The sequence below is a fragment of the Alteromonas australica genome (assembly GCF_000730385.1).
Lineage (GTDB): Bacteria > Pseudomonadota > Gammaproteobacteria > Enterobacterales > Alteromonadaceae > Alteromonas > Alteromonas australica.
This window is the reverse complement of record NZ_CP008849.1, coordinates 2,673,159-2,695,876: the sequence shown is the minus strand read 5'-3', so window position 1 is coordinate 2,695,876 and position 22,718 is coordinate 2,673,159. Positions and strand designations below refer to the sequence as shown.

21 protein-coding genes are annotated in these 22,718 nt (G+C 44.9%); 14 read left to right on the top strand and 7 right to left on the bottom strand.

What is annotated here, in order from left to right; all coding sequences use genetic code 11:
• Window positions 1-66 precede the first annotated feature (66 nt).
• The 6 genes from fadD (at window position 67) to EP13_RS11865 (ending at window position 5,439) form a co-directional block, all read left to right on the top strand.
• Window positions 67-1,719, top strand: coding sequence for a long-chain-fatty-acid--CoA ligase FadD (gene fadD / locus EP13_RS11890; RefSeq protein WP_044057476.1), 1,653 nt, complete (start codon window positions 67-69; stop codon window positions 1,717-1,719).
• Window positions 1,720-1,770: 51 nt separating this feature from the next.
• The gene (gene rnd, locus EP13_RS11885; protein ID WP_044057475.1) at window positions 1,771-2,931 is read left to right on the top strand and encodes a ribonuclease D; all 1,161 of its coding nucleotides are present in this window, start codon (window positions 1,771-1,773) and stop codon (window positions 2,929-2,931) included.
• A gap of 70 nt (window positions 2,932-3,001) precedes the next feature.
• Window positions 3,002-3,295: a YcgL domain-containing protein gene (locus EP13_RS11880; protein WP_044057474.1), complete on the top strand. Its 294-nt coding sequence runs from the start codon at window positions 3,002-3,004 to the stop codon at window positions 3,293-3,295.
• Entirely contained in the window at window positions 3,295-4,281 is a 987-nt protein-coding gene (locus EP13_RS11875; RefSeq protein WP_156026816.1) for a lytic murein transglycosylase, read from the top strand. Before EP13_RS11880 ends, EP13_RS11875 begins: the two co-directional genes overlap by 1 nt.
• Window position 4,282: 1 nt before the next feature.
• Window positions 4,283-4,945 carry a fumarylacetoacetate hydrolase family protein gene (locus EP13_RS11870; RefSeq protein WP_044057472.1) on the top strand — a complete coding sequence of 221 codons (663 nt, stop codon included), beginning with the start codon at window positions 4,283-4,285 and terminating at the stop codon, window positions 4,943-4,945.
• A complete protein-coding gene (locus EP13_RS11865) occupies window positions 4,945-5,439 on the top strand; it encodes a YcgN family cysteine cluster protein (protein WP_044057471.1) in 495 nt (164 codons plus the stop codon). Before EP13_RS11870 ends, EP13_RS11865 begins: the two co-directional genes overlap by 1 nt.
• A gap of 55 nt (window positions 5,440-5,494) precedes the next feature.
• Here EP13_RS11865 and EP13_RS11860 read toward each other — a convergent pair whose 3' ends face one another.
• The 3 genes from EP13_RS11860 to nhaB are packed head-to-tail and all read right to left on the bottom strand — an operon-like array spanning window position 5,495 to window position 8,159.
• Entirely contained in the window at window positions 5,495-6,043 is a 549-nt protein-coding gene (locus EP13_RS11860) for a GNAT family N-acetyltransferase (RefSeq protein ID WP_044057470.1), read from the bottom strand.
• Window positions 6,040-6,555, bottom strand: a complete 516-nt coding sequence (gene dsbB, locus EP13_RS11855) for a disulfide bond formation protein DsbB (protein ID WP_044058954.1) — start codon at window positions 6,553-6,555, stop codon at window positions 6,040-6,042. Before dsbB ends, EP13_RS11860 begins: the two co-directional genes overlap by 4 nt.
• 20 nt (window positions 6,556-6,575) lie before the next feature.
• The gene (gene nhaB, locus EP13_RS11850; protein ID WP_044057469.1) at window positions 6,576-8,159 is read right to left on the bottom strand and encodes a sodium/proton antiporter NhaB; all 1,584 of its coding nucleotides are present in this window, start codon (window positions 8,157-8,159) and stop codon (window positions 6,576-6,578) included.
• 390 nt (window positions 8,160-8,549) lie between these two features.
• Here nhaB and fadR point away from each other — a divergent pair, with 390 nt between their 5' ends.
• From fadR to EP13_RS11830, 4 genes are all read left to right on the top strand, one after another.
• A complete protein-coding gene (gene fadR / locus EP13_RS11845) occupies window positions 8,550-9,260 on the top strand; it encodes a fatty acid metabolism transcriptional regulator FadR (protein WP_044057468.1) in 711 nt (236 codons plus the stop codon).
• A gap of 181 nt (window positions 9,261-9,441) precedes the next feature.
• Window positions 9,442-11,619, top strand: a complete 2,178-nt coding sequence (locus EP13_RS11840; RefSeq protein ID WP_044057467.1) for a S9 family peptidase — start codon at window positions 9,442-9,444, stop codon at window positions 11,617-11,619.
• 164 nt (window positions 11,620-11,783) lie between these two features.
• Window positions 11,784-12,143, top strand: coding sequence for a phasin-related domain-containing protein (locus tag EP13_RS11835; RefSeq protein ID WP_044057466.1), 360 nt, complete (start codon window positions 11,784-11,786; stop codon window positions 12,141-12,143).
• 71 nt (window positions 12,144-12,214) lie between these two features.
• Complete coding sequence (locus EP13_RS11830; protein WP_052364382.1) at window positions 12,215-12,916, top strand: hypothetical protein; 702 nt, start codon at window positions 12,215-12,217, stop codon at window positions 12,914-12,916.
• 23 nt (window positions 12,917-12,939) lie between these two features.
• Here EP13_RS11830 and EP13_RS11825 read toward each other — a convergent pair whose 3' ends face one another.
• Together EP13_RS11825 and EP13_RS11820 are read right to left on the bottom strand one after the other, a co-directional pair.
• Window positions 12,940-14,373 carry a hypothetical protein gene (locus EP13_RS11825; RefSeq protein WP_044057465.1) on the bottom strand — a complete coding sequence of 478 codons (1,434 nt, stop codon included), beginning with the start codon at window positions 14,371-14,373 and terminating at the stop codon, window positions 12,940-12,942.
• Between the two features lie 57 nt (window positions 14,374-14,430).
• On the bottom strand, window positions 14,431-15,888 hold the full coding sequence (locus EP13_RS11820) for a DUF3336 domain-containing protein (RefSeq protein ID WP_044057464.1): 1,458 nt from the start codon (window positions 15,886-15,888) through the stop codon (window positions 14,431-14,433).
• Window positions 15,889-16,072: 184 nt separating this feature from the next.
• Between EP13_RS11820 and EP13_RS11815 the strand changes: the two genes are divergently transcribed.
• From EP13_RS11815 to EP13_RS11805, 3 genes are read left to right on the top strand one after another with little or no spacing between them, the layout of a single operon-like run.
• Complete coding sequence (locus EP13_RS11815; RefSeq protein WP_044057463.1) at window positions 16,073-17,281, top strand: DUF445 domain-containing protein; 1,209 nt, start codon at window positions 16,073-16,075, stop codon at window positions 17,279-17,281.
• A 1-nt stretch (window position 17,282) separates the two neighbouring features.
• Window positions 17,283-17,948 (top strand): TetR/AcrR family transcriptional regulator, encoded by a 666-nt coding sequence (locus EP13_RS11810; protein WP_044057462.1) that lies wholly within the window; start codon window positions 17,283-17,285, stop codon window positions 17,946-17,948.
• Between the two features lie 11 nt (window positions 17,949-17,959).
• Complete coding sequence (locus EP13_RS11805) at window positions 17,960-19,399, top strand: wax ester/triacylglycerol synthase domain-containing protein (RefSeq protein WP_044057461.1); 1,440 nt, start codon at window positions 17,960-17,962, stop codon at window positions 19,397-19,399.
• Window positions 19,400-19,424: 25 nt separating this feature from the next.
• On the opposite strand, the gene EP13_RS11800 is transcribed toward EP13_RS11805, so the two are convergent.
• Window positions 19,425-20,159, bottom strand: a complete 735-nt coding sequence (locus tag EP13_RS11800) for a DUF1439 domain-containing protein (protein WP_231497859.1) — start codon at window positions 20,157-20,159, stop codon at window positions 19,425-19,427.
• A gap of 235 nt (window positions 20,160-20,394) precedes the next feature.
• Here EP13_RS11800 and EP13_RS11795 point away from each other — a divergent pair, with 235 nt between their 5' ends.
• Window positions 20,395-22,020 (top strand): GMC family oxidoreductase, encoded by a 1,626-nt coding sequence (locus tag EP13_RS11795; protein WP_044057460.1) that lies wholly within the window; start codon window positions 20,395-20,397, stop codon window positions 22,018-22,020.
• A gap of 9 nt (window positions 22,021-22,029) precedes the next feature.
• On the opposite strand, the gene EP13_RS11790 is transcribed toward EP13_RS11795, so the two are convergent.
• Window positions 22,030-22,635: a TetR/AcrR family transcriptional regulator gene (locus tag EP13_RS11790; protein WP_044057459.1), complete on the bottom strand. Its 606-nt coding sequence runs from the start codon at window positions 22,633-22,635 to the stop codon at window positions 22,030-22,032.
• Window positions 22,636-22,718: the final 83 nt, after the last annotated feature.

Below are 22,718 nucleotides of genomic sequence, written 5' to 3'. Positions count from 1 at the left end.
TTGCAGTGGTGCGTGAAAAATAGACGCATCTTTTTGGCAATATAATAATAAGTGAAGGAGGTTTTGGTGGAAAAAACCTGGCTCAAACATTACGACCCTCGCGTATCTGCAGAAATCGACGCCGATCGTTATGACTCAGTCGTTGATATTTTCGAACAGTCGGTAAAGAAGTTTAAAGATAAAGAAGCCTTTATTAACATGGGTCAAGCGATGACCTTTGGTGAGCTTGATACTTTATCAGCACAATTTGCGGCGTATTTACAAGCAAGCGGATTACAGCGTGGCGATGCCGTTGCCATTATGATGCCTAATTTACTGCAGTACCCTGTAGCCATGTTTGGTATTTTACGCGCAGGTATGGTGGTGGTGAATGTGAATCCACTTTATACCGCAAGAGAACTTAAGCATCAGTTAAACGACGCCAATGCGAAAGCTATCGTTATTGTTGAAAACTTTGCGTGCACTTTAGAAAAAGTGATTAAAGAAACGAACCTGCAAGAAGTGTTTCTTACGTCACTTGGCGACATGCTCCCTGCGCCTAAGCGTTGGGTAGTGAATGCCGTGGTTAAATACGTGAAAAAGTTGGTGCCTTCTTATCATTTAGAAGAAACCACGTCTTTTATGTCAGCCGTAAAAAAAGGGCAATCACTTACTTATACCCGCCCTGATATTAAAAACGGTGACTTGGCGTTTCTTCAGTACACAGGTGGAACCACAGGTGTGTCTAAAGGTGCAATGCTAACCCACAGAAATATGGTGGCGAACCTGGAACAGGTTTCTGGCATTTTAGAAACGGTGATTGAAGAAGGGAAAGACTTCGTTGTTACGGCCTTGCCGCTTTATCATATCTTTGCCTTGCTTGCGAACTGCTTAATGTTTGTGAAGTATGGGTGTAAAAACCTGCTTATTACCAACCCTCGTGATATGCCAGCTTTCGTCAGCGAATTAGGAAAATACCCATTCACCATTTTGCCGGGTGTCAATACCTTGTTTAATGGCCTATTAAACACGCCTGGGTTCAATGAGCTGGATTTCAGTAATTTTAAATTCGGCTTAGGTGGTGGTATGGCGGTTCAACGCCCTGTGGCTGAAAAGTGGGAAAAAATTACCGGAACCGTATTGTTGGAAGGCTATGGCTTAACAGAATGTTCACCTGTTGTTGCGGTCAATCCACCACAAATTGAAGCCTATAAAGGCGCCATTGGTATGCCAGTACCTTCTACCGACATTAAATTGCTTGACGATGACGGCAATGAGGTGGCGAAAGGCGAAGCGGGCGAACTTTGGGTAAAAGGCCCACAAGTGATGAAGGGCTATTTAAATCGCCCAGAAGCCACAGAAGAAATTCTCAAAGACGGTTGGCTTGCTACCGGTGATATTGCAACGGTAGATGATGAAGGTTATTTCTATATTGTTGACCGTAAAAAGGATATGATCCTTGTTTCTGGATTCAATGTGTTTCCTAACGAAATTGAAGAAGTGGCAGCAATGCACGACAATGTGGTGGAAGCAGCTGCCGTGGGCGTCCCCCATGAAGTGAGCGGCGAAGTTGTGAAGTTGTTTGTTGTTCGCAACGACGACTCGCTAACGCCTGAGGCTGTTATTGCACATTGCCGTAGTCATTTAACCGGCTATAAAGTGCCTAAACAGGTCGTCTTCAAAGAAGATTTACCAAAAACCAATGTAGGGAAAATTCTACGTCGGGAACTTCGTGATTAGTGTTTATTTACGCTGATATATTATGAAGCCGACGTAAGTCGGCTTTTTATTATGCAATATCAACTAATTACTACCTTTGAGCAACTAGAAAACGTTTGTGCAATAGCGCAAACTCAACCTGCTGTTGCCCTTGATACCGAGTTTGTTCGTACGCGCACCTTGTCACCGCACTTAGGCCTTATTCAGTTGTTTGATGGCGAACAACTGGTGCTTATCGATCCCATAGAAATTGAAGATCTTTCTCCTTTTGTGGCACTAATGGAAAACGAAAATGTGGTGAAAGTACTGCATTCTTGTTCTGAAGATTTAGAAACCTTCTTATCAGCGTTTGATACCATACCAACCCCTGTTTTTGATACACAGTTCGCTGCTAGTGTACTTGGCTTAGGTGCCACGCTTGGCTATGCCAAACTGGTTGAATTGCTGTGTGAAGTCAGTTTAGACAAAGGTGAGTCGCGCACAGACTGGTTAGCAAGGCCTCTGCGAGAAGCGCAATTGAGTTACGCTGCTAACGATGTTCTTTACCTTTTGCCTTGCTATCAACAACTCGTTGAAAAAATAAATCAGGCAGGTAAGTTACATTGGGTATATCAGGAAGTTGAATTACTGGGGCAGAAAAAGCGTAGCCAAATGCCAGAAGATTTTGCTTATCTCCAAATTAAGAATAACTGGCGTTTAAACAGCGAACAGCTCACTGTCTTGCAATCTCTCGCGGCGTGGCGACTTGCTCGCGCACGAGAAAAAGACATGGCGTTAAATTTTGTGTTTAAAGAACTGCACCTTTTTGAAGCCGCGCAGTTAATGCCAACCAGTAAAGCGGGCCTATCACGCATGCATGGCTTAAGCCCTCAAAGTGTAAGGCGGTATGGTGAAACAATTATCGCCTTGGTTGAGGAAGCCAGAGAGCGTTACAAGGCAACGCCTGATTCTTTAAAGCTTCCTGTGGTTAAGCGCCTAATAGATGTACCTCATTACAAGAAAATGTTAGCGTCGTTAAAAGACACAAGTGAGCGTATCGCTAAGGATAATGAGGTTACCACCGAAGTCATTGCGTCTAAAAAACAGCTAAATCAATTGCTAAAATGGTACTGGTTTTCCACCGATGACACCCGTGTATTGGGCCTTAAACCTGAAGTATTAAGTGGTTGGCGACAACCTTTGTTCCAGCCTCACGTTGAAGCGCTGCTTGGTCAACCTCCCGTTAACCCATAATGTTTTGCGTTGGTTTTCGTTGCCTTTCAAAAAACCAACGCACGATTTGCCTATTGAAAAGAGATAAACAATGCTGTGTGCAATTTATAAAACCCGTAAGAAACAGGGAATGTATTTATACGTTCCCAAAAAAGGCCACTTTGATGATGTACCCGAAGAGCTCATGAATATGTTCGGTTCTGGGGAATTAGTGACCATATTGGCGTTAGATAAACACGACAAACTCGCCAATGTAGATAAGCAAAAGTTAGTTACCGCATTAACTGACGAAGGCTACTATTTGCAAATGCCTCCAAAAGAAGAAGACTTGTTGGTGGCACACCGAAAGTCGCTGGGACTCTCTGAGATTTCGGATAAGAAATGATGAGGGGAGTTGGTATAAAGTTAGCTAGCCTTTTATGGTTAGCCCTTGTTAGCGCGAGTATACAGGCTGAGGAAAAAACGCAAGCTGGGTTTGAATCCTATGTACAGAAACTAAAAAGTGAAGCGCTTAGCCATGGTTTTACGCAGCCGTGGATTAATACTACTTTCGCTAACATCAAATTTCGCCCCACGGTGATCAAGTCAGACAAAAACCAGCCAGAAAAAAAGATTACCCTTGATGATTATTTAGCGACCCGTGTGCCTGATTGGAAGGTGAAGCAGGCGTTAGAAGCCTATCAAACCCATAAGGTGTTACTCGAAAAAATTGGTAAACAATATGGAGTGCAACCTAGATTCATTGTTGCGCTTTGGGGTAACGAGTCAAATTTTGGTAAAATTCAGGGCAATTTTGATGTGCTTTCTGCATTAGCTTCCTTGGCTTATGAAGGGCGTAGAGAGAAGTTATTCAAAGATAACCTATTTGCAGCGCTCAAGATTTTGCAGGAGGGTCACGTCAGCCGTGATGCTCTAAAAGGCTCGTGGGCAGGGGCTATGGGGCAAAGCCAATTTATGCCCATGTCTTTCCTAAACTATGCCGTAGACTATGATGGCGATGGGAAAAAAGATATTTGGCACACGCCCGCCGATGTGTTCGCTTCTATTGCCAATTACTTGGCTAAAGAAGGCTGGGATGACGCGGGGACATGGGGGCGGCAAGTGAAACTCACGAAACCCATTAGCCAGTTTGGCTTAAGTAAATCCAAAATGCACCCATTGCACGCATGGCAAGACATGGGGGTGAGGCGTTTCGATGGTCGAGCACTTCCCACCGTCGAAATTAATGCGTCTCTTATAATGCCCGACGGTGAAGAAGGGCGCATTTATTTGGTCTACAATAATTTTCATACCCTCATGAAATGGAATCGCTCAAGTTATTTCGGCGTGGCCGTGGGGTATTTATCAGAACGTATAAAAAGGGGCTATTAGGGTGTACCAACATTCAGATTATTTAGGCAATGTATTACCTATGCCTGTAGGGAAAGTGGTGTGCATTGGTAGAAACTATCTCGATCATATTGATGAAATGAATTCAGCAGTCCCTACCTCCCCATTGCTGTTTTTGAAACCGAAAGCGGCCCTATGTAGCATGCATGCACCTTTAGTTGTTCCTACCGATCAAGGTGAATGCCACAACGAACTTGAAATTGCTATTTTGCTTGATAAACCACTCACTAAGGCCAGCGAAAGTGATGCTAGAGCTGCCATTTGGGGCGTGGGATTAGGGCTAGATCTCACATTGAGAGAGGTACAAAAAACACTAAAAAACCAAGGGCAACCTTGGGAGCGAGCGAAGTCTTTCGACAATAGCTGCCCAGTGTCAGGTTTTGTGCCTGCCAGCGAATTTCCAGCGCTACAAGATATTCACTTTTCCCTACATATAAACGGTGAGTTAAGGCAACGTGGCCATAGTGCCCTGATGCTCCATAAAATTATTCCGCTTATTGCACATATGTCAGCGTTTTTTAGTTTAGATGCCGGTGATGTCATATTAACAGGCACGCCTAAAGGCGTTGGCCCTCTTGTGCCCGGCGATAAAGTCAGGGCGTCACTAGAGAAGATCATTGAGATTAACACGCAGGTGGTGGGCTAATGACGGCACCATATTGGGAAACTAAATCATTAGAAGAGATGACGCAGTCAGAGTGGGAATCTCTATGTGACGGCTGTGCAAAGTGTTGTCTGCATAAGTTTATTGATGATGATGCTAAAGATGAAGCCGAAACCACTGATTACATCAATGCAAACGAGCAAATTCATTACACCAATATTGTATGTTCGTTACTTAATACGAAGTCGTGTGAGTGTACCCAATACGCCAAACGAACTCATTTAGTGCCAGAGTGCGTGCAGTTAACCAAAGCAAATTTAAAAGATATCTTTTTTATGCCAACCAGTTGTAGCTATCGGCGTTTGTACGAAGGGCGAGGGTTACCGTCTTGGCACCCTTTGTTAAACAAGGGGAAGAAACACGCCATGCATAAGCAAGGCATGTCAGTGAGAAACAAAACCGTATTCGAAACCGACGTGGATTTAGATGCGTTTGAAAACTATATTGCCTTGTGGCCGCTAGAGGACCTGGATTAATTTGCCACCTCTGCGTAAATACACGCACACTATTGCAGAGCCTTGCTTTTAGCCTTTAAACAGTAATGCTGTAGAGCAGGGCGTCGCGACCGAATATCCGTTTTCTGCATACCCCTTCTTTTGATGCACCAATGCGCTCTGCCACACGCAAACTGGCCTTATTATTTTGTTCAATAAGGCATTCCAGACGGTACAGATTCATTTGGGTGAACGCTAATTTCTTTAGCGATTCGCAAATAGCAGTGGCCAAGCCTTTTCCGCAGGCTTGTGGGGTTAGCCAATACCCCAAATTAGCCGTGAGATGGGTATGGTGAATGTAATTAATAATACCCATGCCAAGGCATTTTTCGTCGTGCATAAGCAAATAGGTGAGCCCATAGCCAGCTTCTCTCGCCGCTTCCATGTCGTTTACACATTGTTTAGCCAGTGCCGGCGTTACGGGACACAAAGTACTGCCAAGCCAGGGTTTAACATGGTGGATGGCTTGCTGAGACGCTTCGCACAATGGGTGAATATGCTTCGCATGAATGCGTTCAATGGTTACCGGGCCTTGTTCCGTGTGAATAGGGGGTAACCTTGAAGGAAGAATCGATAAGTCTATCAAAAGGGTTTCTTATCCAGTAATCGACAACTAAATACAATGGCAAACACGATAAAATAGGCGGCAAAGAGAATTTGCATCCATTCTGCCATCCCCATGGACATAAACTGCCAACTGTCTTCTAAACAATCGCCCTTAGCTGCAAAGATAGCAGGTATCCATTCATGCAAAGGTAGCCACGATGGGAAGTTGGGTACAATTTCGCAGCTCGCAAAGAAGGGGTTGGATGCATTAAGAATCGTGAGATGTTCTTTTGCAATTAAAAAGCCCCATGCCGATGAGACAGCCCAACCGGCAAACCCTAACATCCGTGTAAAGCCATTATTTTTAATTAATACCACTAGGGCAGAAATAACGATGCCGTACATGGCTGTGCGTTGATAGATGCACATTATGCAAGGTTGAAGACCCATTCCATATTGAAAATACAGCGCAGCTATCTGCAGCCCCAGTGAGGTGGCGAAAAGCACAAACCACGACGATTTGTGCTCAGCCCATTGACTTAATTTACTCATCATTCCCTATTTATGCCTTTTTAGTGCGCAACAGCGCCACCCACAGCATCAGTCACTGTGTGGTGTTCAATCAGATGCATATCGTATAACCATTGGGTCATGTCAGCCAGTCCAACGTAGGTGGCAACCAAGCCCACAATGGTAAGCACAATGGTGTAAGGAAGTGCCATCATTACCATGCGGCCATAAGACAGCCTTAGTAAAGGCGCGATGGCAGAGGTCAGCATGAACAGGAAGGCTGCTTGTCCATTAGGCGTTGCAACGCTTGGCAGGTTAGTGCCTGTGTTAATGGCTACAGCAAGCATATCGTACTGGTCACGGGTGATTTGGCCATCTTGTAATGCAGCAGTCACTTCCGTGATATACACAGAGCCCACAAATACGTTATCACTTACCATAGAAAGCACGCCGTTGGCTAAGTAGAACATGACCATTTGGGTTTCACCTTCGTAACTTAGTACCCACTGGATTACCGGTTGGAATAAGCCTTGGTCAATAATAACCGCTACCACACCAAAAAAGACACAAAGTAAGGCGGTAAAAGGAAGTGCTTCTTCAAATGCTTTACCAAGGGCATGTTCTTCGATGACGCCACTCATAGAGGTAGCCAACACAATAACAGAAAGGCCAATTAATCCTACTGAGGCCATGTGGGTAGCCAGGCCTACGATTAGCCATACGCCAATTAATGCTTGCACAATAAGCTTTGCAGTTTCACGTTTACTGCGGCCTTTATCCATATGTTCGTTGTACTCGCTCAATATCCCTCTCACCGAATTGGGGAGTTGTGCGCCGTAAGTGAACCACCCGGTTTTCTCTAGCACCACAGTCGTTAGCAACCCAAATACAAACACTGGCAGAGTGACCGGTGCCATACGGATGAAGAATTCAACAAAATCCCAGCCCGCTTTGTCGGCAATAATAAGGTTTTGTGGTTCTCCTACCATCGTCATTACACCACCTAACGCAGTACCCACCGCTGAATGCATCATAAGGTTGCGAAGGAAAGCGCGAAAATCTTCTAGGTCGTTTCTGCCTAAGTCGTGAACACCATCGTCACTGGTATGGTCGTGGTCTGAGTGAAATTCTTTTCCCGACGCCACTTTGTGATAAATAGAATAAAAGCCAAGACCAACACTTATTATCACCGCAACAACCGTGAGTGCATCAAGGAACGCAGAAAGAAACGCTGAGGCAAAAATAAATGACAACGAAAGAATGAGCTTATTTTTGACTTTAATCACCAGCTTGGTAAACAAGAACATGAGCAAGTCTTTCATAAAGTAAATGCCTGCAACCATAAACACCAGCAGCAAGAGCACTTCAAGGTTGACTTCTATCTCGTGCATCATGTGGCTAGGCGATGTCATGCCGATAAACATAGCTTCAATGAGTAATAATCCACCGGGCTGTAATGGGTAACATTTTAACGCCATAGCAAGGGTGAAGATGAACTCGATAACGAGTGTCCAACCTGCAATATAAGGGTCAATACTAAATAGCACCGGATTGATAATCAGAAAGGCGATAATGGTTTTTTTATACCAATCTGGGGCGTGCCCAAGAAAGTTCTTATAGATCGCCGAGATCATTGAGGTTTGCATGGGTTCCTGTTCCTTTTACAACAAAGTCGCTAATAGGGCATTTTTGCCACTGTACGAAAAGAGTTATCGGTTATTGCAAACATAAACAGCCATAAAATCGAAGCCAAGTTATCGATATTGGGACAGTTTTGCTGCTGTCATTATAGTCCGAATTCAAGCGTACACGATATTACAACCTTGAGAAAGCAAATCACAGACCCCACCTTACGAAAGTTGCTCAGGTATTCTCACGGTTTGACCGATTATTAACCAGGTTTGCGGGCAGTGGAATGGTGCACAGCAGAAAACCTAACAGTACACTTTGCTAGACGTGGTATATTTCATTGTGATAATAAAACGGCATCTGGTACAATCAGTTGTAAAATAACAATAACGTGCAGGCGATTAGTTATGATTTATAAGGCTCAAAGTCCAGCAGGATTTGCCGAAGAATATATTGTTGAATCGATTTGGAGTGGACGGTTTCCTCCAGGCACTATTTTGCCTGCAGAACGAGAACTTTCTGAGCTAATTGGTGTAACGAGAACCACATTACGTGAAGTGCTACAGCGCCTTGCCCGTGATGGCTGGTTAACGATTCAGCATGGTAAGCCAACCAAAGTTAACAATTTTTGGGAGTCGTGCGGATTAAACATCCTTGAAACACTCGCGCGACTTGACCAAGAAGGCATACCTGAACTGGTAGATAACCTTCTTGCTGCAAGAACAAATTTAAGTGCGGTATTCATCCGCGGGGCCATTAGACATAACCCTGAAGAATCTGCCACCATTATTGCCCGCTACAAAGAAGTGGAAGAAGATGGCATGGCCTTCGCACAGTTTGATTATCAAATGACCCACGACCTTGCGCTAGCATCAAACAATAACGTGTTTGTTTTGATGATGAATGGGTTTAGAGGCCTATACTCAAGAATCGGTGGTTTCTACTTTTCTCATCCACAAGCTCGCAATGTGGCTAAGGCCTATTATGCCAATTTGCTTGAAGCCGCTGAAAAAGGCGAGTACGACAGCGTGCCAGTGATTGTGAGAAACTACGGAATAGAAAGTGGCAAAGTTTGGCAAGAAGTTAGAGACAGCATGCCAAACGACTTAGTCGATTAATTTTTTCCCCACGGTGCTCATATTGTCTAAGCCCTCATCATACGATGGGGGCTTTTTCGTTCCTGCCATTTTATGATGGATTTATCCATACTGAGTGGAAAGTTGGTATCTTGCTATCATCGCTATATACTCGAAATTCAATTTAAGCTGTTAAATTTCGCAGAAGAATAGGGAAATATGAATGAAAGTAATAGTAATCGCCTTGTTAAGTAGCATGATTATCATGGGGTGTAGCGAGCCCAACCAGCAACAATCCGAGTCATTAGCAGAAGATACAATGAAATTGAATTTAGAAACACCCGCCCCACAGGCCAAGAAAGTTCCACACCCACTAACCGCTCACGGAATAACACGTACAGACAACTATTACTGGATGCGCGACGATGAGCGAAAAAACAGCGAAGTTTTGGCGCATCTCGAGAAAGAAAACGCGTATTTAGAAAATGTACTGGCGCCTTTGGCCGATACGCGAGAGTCATTATATGAAGAACTGGTTTCTCGAGTACCTAAAGACGATTCTACCGTGCCGGTTCTGGATAATGGGTATTGGTATTACACGCAATATTCTGGCGACAACGAGTACCCTATTTTTATAAGAAAGCCGACGTTAGACGCAGAAGATGAAACGTTACTGGATGTAAACGAATTGGCAAAAGGCCATGATTACTTCTCAGTGGGTACTGTGGCTGTGAGTCGCAATAATGCTATTTTGGCCTACTCAGAAGATACCGTAAGCCGTCGTTTATACACTATCAAGTTGCGTAATATTGACACCGGCGAATATTACTCAGACACCATTAGCGAGACGTCAGGCGGCATTGTCTGGGCAAACGATAACACCCATTTTTTCTATGTAAAAAAAGACCCTCAAACCTTGCTAGGTTATCAAGTCTATCGGCATAAAATTGGCACGACCCAAGCCGACGATGTATTAGTGTATGAAGAAGATGATGACACCTTTTATACCTATTTAGGTAAGAGTAAAGATGATGACGTTATCTATGTGTTTCATAGCAACACCGATATGACAGGGACGACGCTGATCGACGCCAATGCCCCGACGAAACCCACAAGGATATTTTTACCCATAGAGCATGGGGTTGAGTACGATATTGCGAAATCAGGTGACAGCTATTTCGTGCTAACGAATAAAGACGCACAAAACTTTAAGGTAATGCGCGCACCGGCCTCAGCCACTGACGACGTAAGTCAATGGGAAGAAGTGGTGGCTCATAACCCCGACGTCTTTATCCAAGACATGGAGGTAGTGGGCGACTTTTTGGTGCTTAAAGAAAAGGAAAACGGCGAACAACGCTTAGTGGCGCACAATTTAAACACCAATGTAGTAAAAACTATACCGATGGAAGACCCTATTTTTGGGGTTTACTTCACAGGAAATACGCAAACAAACACAGACACCCTCCGCATTTATTACAGCTCATTAACGACGCCGCCGAGTACTTTAGATATTAACTTAGTGACGTTAGACACAAAGGTGATGAAGCAAAATAAGGTGTCTGAAGACTTTGATGCCAGTCAGTATCGTTCCGAGCGAGTAATGATACCTGCGCGTGATGGCAAAAAAGTGCCCGTATCACTGGTTTATAAGAAAAGTACCTTTGCTAAAGATGGCACTAATCCGCTGTATCAATATGCCTATGGTTCCTACGGTTCAACGGTAGAGCCCACGTTTTCAACCTCTTGGGTGTCTTTATTAGACAGAGGGTTTGTTGTGGCTATTGCCCATGTTCGTGGCGGGCAAATGCTAGGGAGAGCGTGGTATGAAGATGGCAAAATGCACGCTAAGACAAATACGTTCACCGACTTTATAGATGTTAGCAAAGGGTTGGTGGCAATGAATTATGCGGATGGAGACAATGTCTTCGCGATGGGAGGCAGTGCTGGCGGTCTGCTGATGGGCGCTATCGTGAATATGGCACCCGAGCTATACAAAGGGGTAAGCGCACATGTTCCCTTTGTGGATGTAGTGACTACCATGAGCGATGCATCTATTCCACTGACTACCGGCGAATACACAGAGTGGGGCAACCCTGCTAATAAAGACGAATTTGATTATATGCTGTCTTATTCGCCCTACGATCAAGTGAAAGCTCAGGCTTACCCTAATATGCTTGTTACCACAGGTTTGCACGACTCACAGGTACAATACTTTGAGCCCATGAAATGGGTCGCTAAGTTAAGAGAGCTAAAAACTGACGATAATTTATTGTTGTTTCAAACCGACATGGAGGCCGGTCACGGTGGTGCATCAGGGCGCTTTAAGCGCTACGAATCTAAAGCGTTAGAGTATGCATTTGTATTGTATTTAGCGGGTAAGCTCGAGAAAAAGATGAACTAACAAAATCTGAACATACGCGCCCGTCCGGGCGTTGTTTCAGGGCGTAAAGGGTAATTAAAAAAGGCACATTGTGTCTTTTTTTGTTTTTAGTATGCGGTTTCTAATTGTAATCAATATAGTGAGTAGGTATTCAAGAAGTAATTGCACACCCATAGGAGCTGACGATGACGACTACAGACACAATAAAAGGCAAAATTAACGAAGCTGAAGACATGGCGAGAAAAATTTGGCTAGCGGGCTTAGGCGCATACGGTAAAAGTGTTGAAGAAGCACAAGGCCGTTACGAAAAGCTCAGCGAAGAAGCGTCAAAAATGTTCGACGAGCTAGTGACAAAAGGTGAAACCCTTGAAGACGATGCACGTAGTAAGTTTAAGTCGACAACTAACGACGTAGAAAACCGCGTCTCAGATGTGCGTAAAAAACTCGGCTTAGATGCAGAGCCCGCCGATCAGCGTATTGACGAGTTATCGGCAAAAATTGATGCGCTCACTGAAGCTGTAGCTAAGTTAGCAGCGAACAAATAGTCGAGCCATTTCATTAAACGAGGTAGGTGAGTGCCACCTCGTTTTCACTCACCTCTTAGGTTGGAGGTTATATGTCTGACAAATACAAATCATCCCCATTTTTTGGCTGGTTAACGGCTGGCGCAGATTTGATCACAGCACAATTAGAGTCTGCGGCGAACACGGTAAGTCAACGCTTAGATGATACCCACGAAGCATTTGAAAGCATGCAAGTTAAAGGGAAACAAGTTGAAACTGAATTAAAACAAACTTGGCATCCTGCTACTGTGATAGACAGTGCTCAGCAACTGGTGTCAACGTTACCTGTAGTATCAATGCTATTTGGTAATAAGCGTCAGACAAATCGCGAACTGCAACTTGATGCGTTGTCGGCTAAAGTCGACTTACTGGTAGAGCAGGTGGCAATACTGGCGGCTAAACAGGCTGCTGAAAAAGCCAAAGCCGAGACGGCGAAAAGCCCACGGAAAACCAGTGCATCTAAAGCGTCTTCACCTGCTAAAACCACGGCAGGGAGCAAAAGCGCCGCGACAAAGAGCACCACTGCCAAGAGGGGAAGCACGGCAGCATCGAAAACCAGTGCCTCGAAAACCACCGCAGTGAAACGAACCGGTGCCTCAAACGCCACTAAAACCAAGGCGACTGCCAGCACAACAAGCACTCAGCCAGCCGCGAAGAAAGCCACCGCTGCTCAGGCCACTACCGCGTCGAACACAGCGAGTGCAGCAGGCAAGAATGGGGCGACGCCTAAAGCACCTACAGAAACGAACGACTAACAATAATTAGTGCCGTTAAGGCACTAGTTGTTTTTACTCCACAAGTTCTGATGCTTCTTATAGCCAAAGAAGTCGTAGGGCTCCCAGAAACTGGGTATGAGGTCATCAATCGCGTCTGGGGTAAAGTTGCTAGATAGCTGGCTCATAATTTCAGTTAGACGCTCTTTGCCGACACGCATTAATCGTTTTCGATTGGCTGGGAAGTAGAGGTTTTGCGACTTGACGATCACTTCTTGTTGGCCGCCCGTAATGTACTTTTGATTGCGCGTCACTATTTTACAAATGGGTTCAGCAGGTTTTTGCGGGTTTAACCCCACCACAATCGCGCACTCATATTGCTCTTTTTCCTGGCCGTTTTCGTTAAGGGGAATGTAGGTAATGCCGAAGCCCTGAGGAAAGTAGCCCACCAAGTTGATAAAGTCTTCAGCCAGTTTTTTATTTAACGCGCCTTTTTTCGCTAGCTGTTCAATAAGAAGGTAGCCTTTTGGCAGCGACTTTCTGCTGTAGTCTGTTTTCGTTGAAAACACGATAGACGTGTAAATCTGTGGAATTTTTACAATTTCACCAAGTCCGGTTTTTGACAAAAATGCATCTTTCATTAGAGCTTGAATGAAACTACTGGCATCTTTATGGGTTTGAATAAATCTATCGCGTTCTTCACGAACGTTACCAATATACGCTGGAATGCCCAGGCCCTCAGAAACGTACTTCATTGTGAAATGGTAATTAAGCTTGAGTAGGTCTTTTCGTTGGCTTTCTTCAAGTAACCTAAATTCATCCAAATCGTTATTCTCACCTTTAAGCAAGGTAAGTGCAGCAGGGCTTTGTAAGCCAATATCTTGAAGTAGCGCAACGGTAATAAGAGGAATGCCTAATTCAACCCGCCATTTTTCACGCCAATACCGATTGCCTCTGAACCGAGAAAGAGAGTCACGGTATTTCGATAAATAGGTATGGGCTATGGTGTCTTGCTCCATTAGCCTGTCTACAAGGCGTAGGGTCAATACCGCTTTGTATAGTGGTTTAAAGCGCTGATGAATGCGCGCGAAATTGCCTTCTGCACCACGCGTTAGCAGCATGAGGGTGCCCAAAAACTTTGCACTAAGTTGCTGAGTTTCCTGCCAGTTATCGCCTTCGCAAAGGGAAATAATCTTGTCGCTGACTTTCTCAAGGCGCGCTAGTCGGGCCAATCGCTCTTCTTCTAATTTACGATTGGCAGACTTTAGCTGCTTTTTTAGCTGTTCAGCCAGCGCCTCCTTTTTGGGGATATTGTCTACTTTCGCCAATTGTGCTTTTACGTCGTCAGCATGCTTTTCTAAATCTGGCGTTAAAGTAAAAAAGTGTCTCGCATCTTCAAATACAGAGCCATAGCCTACCTCTTTAGGGTAAACCATGTTTATGAGCTCTTTAACTTGCTGCGTGTAGATGCTGTCGGGGCTTTGACTCTGCGCGCTCACCGTTATCCTTTATCATTGTTATAACACCGCATGGAATAGCGCGATGGGAAGCCTATTTTAACTCGCGTGGCCGAGCTCTTTTGCTTCTCTTAGTTTAAGTTGGCTTAAATAATACCTGAGATTTTCACTGATTTTGGTATTTCTTTCAATAACATCGAGTTGAGGCCAAGTCGCTTTCTCACCACTTTCTATCAATGTGGTGATACTTTCCAACGTAGGGTTAGATAATACTTGCGCTAAATTGCGCAATTGGCGCTCCGGTAAGATATTAATGTTACCAACATATTGCTGGTCAATAATAGATCTAACTTTATGTATAGCCAGTTTTGCATTCTTATTTGAGGTTAAACGCTCGATAATATCAATTGCAAAAATACTGTTTGTTTTTGCTAGTTGCCCAATATGACGGGCAGTTATGTCCCAAAGATTGGTCGCGTCTATGCGGCTTGCAGCAATAAAAGGCACGGCGAGGGGGTTGGTTTGGCTAACGATACTGTGATTGACACCATATAACCTTGCCAATCGCTCGAAGGGAAGGTCGGCCATTAACGAGCCATCAGCAAAACGACGGTTCGGTATATAGGGCAAAATGTCACCATTGGCCGCTTTGGCCTTCAACTGAACAGGGCTAAATACCACAGGCACTGCACAGGATGCGCGCACAGCCTGGGTGATAATGGCATTAGGGGAGGTTTTAGCATTTAAGAGGCGAGAATGCTGATGTAAATCGGCGGGTGAAACGGTAATTGTGATGTGGCGATGGGTTTTCTTATAAGCCTCTTCAAATGTCATTAAATCGAACAACTCTATGAGGGCATTCTCTAGCACGGTGCTATCAAATAAGCTTTGTTTGCCTAACCCTTGCCACTGTCGCCAGCTTTTAAATGCATTATAGATACTTTCAGGTCGCAAAGAGTCCAATAGCTCTTCGTGTGTGCGAGTACCTACCAGAGCCGCAATGATAGAGCCGGCACTTGCGCCGGAAATAACCGTGGGCAAAAGCTGGTGTTCGTTTAGCGATTTAACCACACCGCAGTGAAAAAAACCGAGACCAGCGCCACCCGATAACATAAGACAACTGCGGCCAAACGCGTGGGCGGTTTCTTCGAAAAACGACAGCTTTTCGTAAAAATCGACATGTCGCTCATCTGCGTTGTATATGTGCTGTAAAGCGAGGTCTACTTCTTGTATAAATTGTTCGATAAGCACTTTGGTGCCAATTTTACACCCAGTTCGCATCGCGGGATTGGCGATATTACCCAAATTGCCATGGAGCCCTTCATGCAAAATGGACATAAGCCCGTGGCTGTCGTTTTTACCCCGGGCTATTTGCAAGCGTTGTACGCGTTTTCTGATGAGTTTGTAGTCGTAATCGTTCGACGTATCGGTCGCCTTCCACTCGTTAGCCCCTGATAGTTCATCGTGAAGCAGGCTCGCTTCCTTAAACGCGGCGTAACTGGTGGCATGTTGAATGTCTTGTTCCAGCTTTTTTAGTCGTAAATCGAATGTGATCATCTACAGCACCCTTTTTGACCCTTATCAAAAGCCTACTGGAGTAAATTAGAATTCACTACCTAGATCAAAAAAAGAAGATTTTTAACGTATTTCTCCGCTGCTTTTCGTATTAATTATTGACCAAGTCCCATGCACTCAGTAGCCTGAGTTAGAACAATAAAAACACTGGACACCATGTTGCCCTATGGAATGGAACCTAGAAACATTTAGCTTGCTTTCAATTCCCGTGATTAGTGCGTTAGTAGGCTGGCTCACTAACTACCTTGCGGTAAAAATGATGTTCTACCCCATTGAGTTTGTGGGGATTAAACCGTTTTTTGGTTGGCAAGGGTTAATTCCAGCTAAGCGCCGACAAATGGCCGAAATCGAAGTTGAACTGGTTTTAGGCAAATTACTGAGTGTTGAAGAATTAGCGCAACGACTAGACCCTGATGAATTAACCAAGGCCATAGAGCGGCGCTTGAAACAAGTCATTCGTAAAGTGGTTAACGATGTGATGGCACAGTCTGCCCCCCAGCTTTGGGCGGCGTTGCCTGTACAAGGTAAAAATCTCGTTTACCAGCGCATTGAAAACGATATTCCTCATGTGGTGCATAAACTCGTTGATGATTTCCAACACAATGTAGGCGAGATATTAGATATTAAAGAACTGGTGGTTGAACAACTGGTGAATTCTCCTTCGCTTATTAATGAAATTTTTCTCACCGCGGGAAGCAAAGAATTCCCTTTTATTGTGCGTTCTGGTTTTTATTTCGGTTTTCTATTTGGCTTGCCCACTATGTTTCTTTGGTATGTTTTTCAAGCGTGGTGGATTTTACCGTTAGGCGGTTTACTGGTAGGGTACGCTACCAATTGGATTGCGATTAAAATCATTTTTGAGCCAAAGAGACCTCGTAAAATAGGGCCTTTCACGTTTCAGGGTATGTTTTTAAAGCGTCAGAAAGAAGTGTCTGAAGTGTATGCATCCATTATCGAGCAAAAACTCATTACCCCACAAAATATCACTCACGTCATTTTACATGGTTCAGGTTCGGCACAACTGCTTGAGCTTATTGAACTGCATGTAAACGATGCAATAGAACGCTATGTAGCCATCGCTCAACCCTACTTTGCCATTGGCGTAGGTTCAGAAAACTACCATCAAATGAAAGCATTGGCTGTTAAGCAAATATTTGAAAACTCAGATAAGTACCTCTTATATGCATACGACTATGCCAACGGGGCGCTGAATGTGGGTGAAGATTTATGTTCGCGAATGCAGTCACTTTCTGCGACTGAATTTGAAGGTGTATTGCGACCGGCCTACCAACAGGATGAATGGAAACTCATCCTCACCGGCGCGGTGCTGGGCATGCTAGCGGGGTTTGCCCAGCTTTATTTGGTGTTCATGTAAAATGAAAACACGGGAACGTATTTTGTTAACCGCACTAACCCTGTTTAATAAACACGGTGAAAACGCGGTCACCAGCGTAGATATTGCCCTTGAGCTAGATATAAGCCCAGGAAATCTATACTACCATTTTAAAGGGAAAGAGAGCATGGTAGTGGCACTAATGCGTATGCACGAAAAACATATCCAGCGAGTGCTAGTGGCAGATAAACTCGACGCATTGAATGCTGAAGATGTGATGTACTATTTTTATTTATTAATAGACAGCTTACACGTCTTTCGGTTTTTCTATCGCAGCCCGGCTGATTTAGCAGAAAAGTATCCGTCTATTGCGAGACAACGCACCGCTATTTTACGTAGCATTCAAAGGCAACTAACGTTGCTTTTCACGCAATTAGAAAAGCGAGCGTTATTTAGTGCCTCGGCCACTGATCGTGCACTGCTGGTTGAATTGCTCAGTTTAGTTATTTTTCAATCTTGTCAATTTGATGAACTCAACAGCCACATGGATGAAACATCTCAGCGATATCATGCACTGTCGCTTATCATGGTGAGCCTATTGCCTAGGCTTGCGATATCTGAGCAACAAAGGGACATTATCCGTCAAGCCCTCGACTCACATGCATATACCAACATGTCGCAGGTAAAAACAAACGAACTTTTCGAGTAAAGGGATTACATATGGGGAAAACATTAAGCTTTCTGGATAAATCTTTTTGGATTACGGAGTCTGATGCAAACCCAAAGCATGTTGCTTGCTTACAATTGTTAGCCATGCCTGAACATGCCGACAAGGACCACTATGTACCGGCCTTATTCGATGAAATAAAAGGGTTTGCGCGGGGCACATCGCCGTTTAACTGCTATGTTAAAACGGTGCTTGGCTATCCCATTGCCTTAGTGCCGGTAAAAAAGCTCGACATGAATTATCACGTTCAGCTGCATCGCATTGATGACGTTAACGACCGAGAAGCGCTGGATGGGTTTATTGCTAAACTTCATGGTTCACGGCTGGACCCAGATAAGCCGCTTTGGCAATATCATTTTATTTACGATGGCAAATCTGGAACCTTTGCTATTTATGCCCGAGTCCACCATATGTACGGAGATGGCGCAACTTTAGTGCGCTGGTTCCAATCGGGCTATGTTTCTCGCCCCAATGGCAGCACATTTACGCCAGTATGGGCGCTTAAACGGCTAAGGCATAAGCGGCGTGAAATGCAAAGTGGATACAAACGCTTGATTGCCGTCGGCCACGCACTTAAAACCAGTTTGGATTTAGCCGTTATCTTTTTACGCATTTTTATGAAAGTGCTGCGGGTCAATCCCCATTACATGCCAATCCCCTTCACGGGCACGAAAACCATTCTTACCGGTCAAGTCGAACCCGGCAGGGCAGTAGCCACCATGGATTTGGACTTTAAGCGAATTAAACAGCTTGCACGGCGAACACGATCTACGGCAAATGAAGTCTTACTGTGTGCGTTTGATATTGGCGTGCATCGCTTATTGCAAGATCACGGGCAAACCTTTCCCAAAGCCTTGTTTTCCAACATGCCGATTAATTTGCGCAAACCTGGAGAAAAAACCACGGGCAATAAAATTGCTATTGTGCCTGTCCAGTTAGCGCACGGCGAGCAAGACCCTTACCTTCGTTTACGGCAAATCATCATCAATCACCGAATTGTAAAACATGCGGCGCAACATGCGCGCCCCGCTGCTTTTAGTGGGTACACCATTGCCATTCAGTCATTAGCCTTGGTATTTGAATGGTTGCGGATATCTAATTGGGTGAAGCCCATTGCGAATATATTGGTCTCGAATGTGCCTGGGCCAAAAGACAGGCGCTATCTAAAAGACAGTGAGCTACTGGCCTGTTACCCCATATCAACCATGACACCTGGTGGCGGCGTGAATATTACCCTGATGACGTATTCAGGCACCGCGAATATTGGCATGGTGTGCTGCAATAAGAACGTAAAGTCTTTACAGGTTTTATCACGTTATGTCACGGAAGCGTTTGACATGCTAGAGGCCAGTGTCGACAACCCAAGGCTGAAAATTGAGGACGTGGGCGAACATATCCATACCATGCCGGTGTCCATTGTAAGTGAGCACTAGTGTTGATTTAGCGTGCAAGTGGTGATTAAAAGTAAAAGCGTAAGCGGTTGTCTTCAATACCTACTCGTTCACCGTAGCGGGAAAATAGCGCTTCTCGCCAAACGTCTTGCCTTAATTGAAAATGGGTAGGTTGCTTGGCAATTTCTTTTAGCACCGCCGCCCGTATTTGAGGGGTGTGATAATCCAATATAGTTTGTTTGGAACCGGCCAAAAAGAGGGTTAAGTAATTTTGTACTTTTGCTGAGGTGCCTGCTGTCACAAGGCTAAGTGCGCTTTGAACGGTTTTGCCTAAAAGAGTATTGAGGTTGCCAGGAAGAAAAGCAGACAGCAGTGATTGGGTGTCGCCAATAAGCGCGTAATCATCATTTATCAAGGTAATATGGTCGAAGGTAATTGCCTGAAGGCACACCGACTTTGTACCTTTGTCATAAAATGGTGTGGCGCCTAATACCACAATAAAATGAGCGCGGTAAAGCGTAGTGCCGGCCGATTCAATCACAATGCTGGCAAGAAACTGGGCATTGATGGCTTGGTGTGATTCATCTAAATTCACCGCGCCTTCTAGCAAGGATACCTTGGCAATGCCTACGGGAATATCAAAGTTAAACCCGTGGGGAAGTGACGTATTCAGGCTTGATTCTAGCTCTTCTTTGGTGAAGTCATCGTGTTTCAATTTACCAAGCTTAATCAGTAAGCGGGCAAATAGGTATTTGCAACGAGCCTTAAAAGTTAGCGACATAGGCGTAGTAGAGAAAGTCATGAGCAGCGTAGAGTGAATTTATACTCGCATAAATTCATCAATATTTCACAGTCAGCATTCAATTAATGCCGTTAGGCTAGGCTATATTTACCTAGTGATTCGTCAATAGTTGGAAATCATCACAACGATGTGGTCTTACCAGGGTAATTTGTATACATTATTAGCGCTACTGTGATGCGATGAATGTACACGATTGAATTCAATGTCGTCACGGGACGAATTATTGGAGAGAGCCATGAGCGATAGCAATACACAATTTGATTATATTATTGTCGGCGCCGGGTCGGCTGGTGGCGTGATGGCCGCGCGTCTCTCCGAAGATCCCGCTTTGCGTGTATTGCTTATTGAAGCAGGAAGTAAAGATAGCAACCCTTTTATTCATATTCCCTTCGGTTTGTCTATTCTTAGCCGGTTTGAGGGGATAGGTTGGGGTTATCACACGACAGTGCAGGGTGAACTGCACGATCGCGAATTGTTTTGGCCTAGAGGGAAAACACTGGGTGGCAGTAGTTCGGTCAATGCCATGTGTTACATTCGGGGTCAAAAAGAGGACTACGACCGCTGGGCGCAAGAAGGGGCAGAAGGTTGGGGCTTTGATGAGGTCTTACCCTACTTCAAACGTTCGGAAAACTATTATCAAGGTGAAGATGACTATCACGGTGTAGGGGGGCCTTTACATGTTTCCCCCCTTACAGATACCAGTCGCTTATCCGATGCATTTTTAGCGGCAGCACCGGCGGCCGACTTAGCCGTGCTAGATGATTTTAATCGGGATGTGCGAGAGGGTCTGGGGTACTACCATGTCACCCAAGTTAATGGTCAACGCTGTTCTACCGCCAAAGGCTATCTATCTCAGGCTAAACACAGAGGCAACTTAGTCATACTGACGAAAGTTGCGGTAGAAAAAGTACTTATAAAAAATAAGTGCGCCATAGGCGTGCAGGCCAGAGAAAAAGGAAACGTTAAGCGGTATGCTGCTCGCCAAGAAGTGATTTTGTGCGGTGGTGCAATAAACTCGCCACACCTGCTTATGCTGTCTGGCGTGGGGCCACGCAGACAGCTTGAAAATATGGGTATTTACGTTCATCTAGACTTACCCGGCGTGGGTGAAAACCTTCAAGACCATCTGGATGCTATTGTGCAAAATACCTGTAAAGCCAAAGAAGGCTATGCAGTGGCTGCAGGTATGTTCCCGAAATACGCCAAAGCAAGTGTGGAATACTTGTTTAAACGAAAGGGGATTTTTTCGTCCAATATTGCCGAAGCAGGCGGTTTCGTGCGTTCGTCCATTGCCGATGACTATCCGGATATTCAATTTCACTTTTTACCAGCCATCTTAGAAGATCATGGTCGGCAACTGGCTTTCGGGTATGGCTATGGCGTTCATGTATGCTGTTTGTACCCAAAAAGTCGCGGTACAATCCGTTTACAGAGTAATCATCCCGCCGATCATCCACTTATCGACCCCAAATACCTGACTCATCCAGATGATATTAAAGTGATGATTGACGGCATTAAGCTCGCGCGAACCCTATTAGCCGCGCCCAGCTTTGCTCCCTTTGAAGGGAAAGAGCGTCACCCAGGTGAAGACGCGCAGACCGATGAAGATTTAACCGCTTTTTTACGGGAGCGAGCCGAAACCATTTATCATCCCATCGGCACCTGTAAAATGGGAAAAGAAAGCGACCCTATGGCGGTGGTAAACAACAAACTGAAAGTACTTGGTATTGAAAACCTGCGAGTGGTGGATGCGTCGGTTATGCCAAGCTTAGTGGGTGGCAACACTAATGCGCCCACGATTATGATTGCCGAGCGCGCAGTAGATTTTATTAAAGCCGAGTTGCATCAGGCGGCGTTATGATTGCCGACATCACGAAGACACCTGCATAAATAAATCCGCTGCACAATCGCACATTTCTTCAATATGACTGCTGTCAGCGTATATACCGTCAATGAGCAATCGTGCAATCCCATGTAACGTACCCCAAGTAACCTGCGCTAGTCTCAGCGCATCCTGGTTGTTCGGAAGCAGCCCTTTGTCTTGCCAATAGCGCGTCATGGTTACCTGAAACTGAAAACACGGAAACGCCACTTCTTTAAGGTCGCTTGTCGCAGCTTGGTTCTGCCAAATGGTGCGACCGAACATCAGTTCGTACATCTCCGGGTTATCGGCGGCATAGCCAATATACTCGTGAACAAACTCGCGAAATCGTGCCTGGGGTGTTTTATCTTCTTGCTCAAATATGCGTTTAGCTGTGGTGTGCCAATCGCTAAACCCTTTTGCCGCGATGGCGCTTAGCAAGGCGCTTTTATCTTTAAAATGATGATAGGGCGCAGTACGAGATACGCCAGCATCCTCTGCCAGTTTTCTAAGAGATAAACTATCAACGCCGTGCTCAGACAAACGCGCGCTAGCTGCTTCAATCAGCGCGCTGCGTAAGTCACCGTGATGATAGCTTTGTACTGCATTAGCCATATATCAAATGTGTCCGTTTTCAAATTAAGCCGAATAGATAGCGTTTTATCTTGACACTGTCAACATAGCCTTTTATCTTGACG

What these genes read in the sequence shown, in the direction of transcription:
- rnd (WP_044057475.1), top strand. Translation starts at nt 1,771, where the DNA reads ATGCAATATCAACTAATTACTACCTTTGAGCAACTAGAAAACGTTTGT.
- EP13_RS11880 (WP_044057474.1), top strand. Translation starts at nt 3,002, where the DNA reads ATGCTGTGTGCAATTTATAAAACCCGTAAGAAACAGGGAATGTATTTA.
- EP13_RS11875 (WP_156026816.1), top strand. Translation starts at nt 3,295, where the DNA reads ATGAGGGGAGTTGGTATAAAGTTAGCTAGCCTTTTATGGTTAGCCCTT.
- EP13_RS11865 (WP_044057471.1), top strand. Translation starts at nt 4,945, where the DNA reads ATGACGGCACCATATTGGGAAACTAAATCATTAGAAGAGATGACGCAG.
- dsbB (WP_044058954.1), bottom strand. Translation starts at nt 6,555, where the DNA reads ATGAGTAAATTAAGTCAATGGGCTGAGCACAAATCGTCGTGGTTTGTG.
- nhaB (WP_044057469.1), bottom strand. Translation starts at nt 8,159, where the DNA reads ATGCAAACCTCAATGATCTCGGCGATCTATAAGAACTTTCTTGGGCAC.
- fadR (WP_044057468.1), top strand. Translation starts at nt 8,550, where the DNA reads ATGATTTATAAGGCTCAAAGTCCAGCAGGATTTGCCGAAGAATATATT.
- EP13_RS11840 (WP_044057467.1), top strand. Translation starts at nt 9,442, where the DNA reads ATGAAAGTAATAGTAATCGCCTTGTTAAGTAGCATGATTATCATGGGG.
- EP13_RS11835 (WP_044057466.1), top strand. Translation starts at nt 11,784, where the DNA reads ATGACGACTACAGACACAATAAAAGGCAAAATTAACGAAGCTGAAGAC.
- EP13_RS11830 (WP_052364382.1), top strand. Translation starts at nt 12,215, where the DNA reads ATGTCTGACAAATACAAATCATCCCCATTTTTTGGCTGGTTAACGGCT.
- EP13_RS11820 (WP_044057464.1), bottom strand. Translation starts at nt 15,888, where the DNA reads ATGATCACATTCGATTTACGACTAAAAAAGCTGGAACAAGACATTCAA.
- EP13_RS11815 (WP_044057463.1), top strand. Translation starts at nt 16,073, where the DNA reads ATGGAATGGAACCTAGAAACATTTAGCTTGCTTTCAATTCCCGTGATT.
- EP13_RS11810 (WP_044057462.1), top strand. Translation starts at nt 17,283, where the DNA reads ATGAAAACACGGGAACGTATTTTGTTAACCGCACTAACCCTGTTTAAT.
- EP13_RS11805 (WP_044057461.1), top strand. Translation starts at nt 17,960, where the DNA reads ATGGGGAAAACATTAAGCTTTCTGGATAAATCTTTTTGGATTACGGAG.
- EP13_RS11800 (WP_231497859.1), bottom strand. Translation starts at nt 20,159, where the DNA reads ATGACTTTCTCTACTACGCCTATGTCGCTAACTTTTAAGGCTCGTTGC.
- EP13_RS11795 (WP_044057460.1), top strand. Translation starts at nt 20,395, where the DNA reads ATGAGCGATAGCAATACACAATTTGATTATATTATTGTCGGCGCCGGG.
- EP13_RS11790 (WP_044057459.1), bottom strand. Translation starts at nt 22,635, where the DNA reads ATGGCTAATGCAGTACAAAGCTATCATCACGGTGACTTACGCAGCGCG.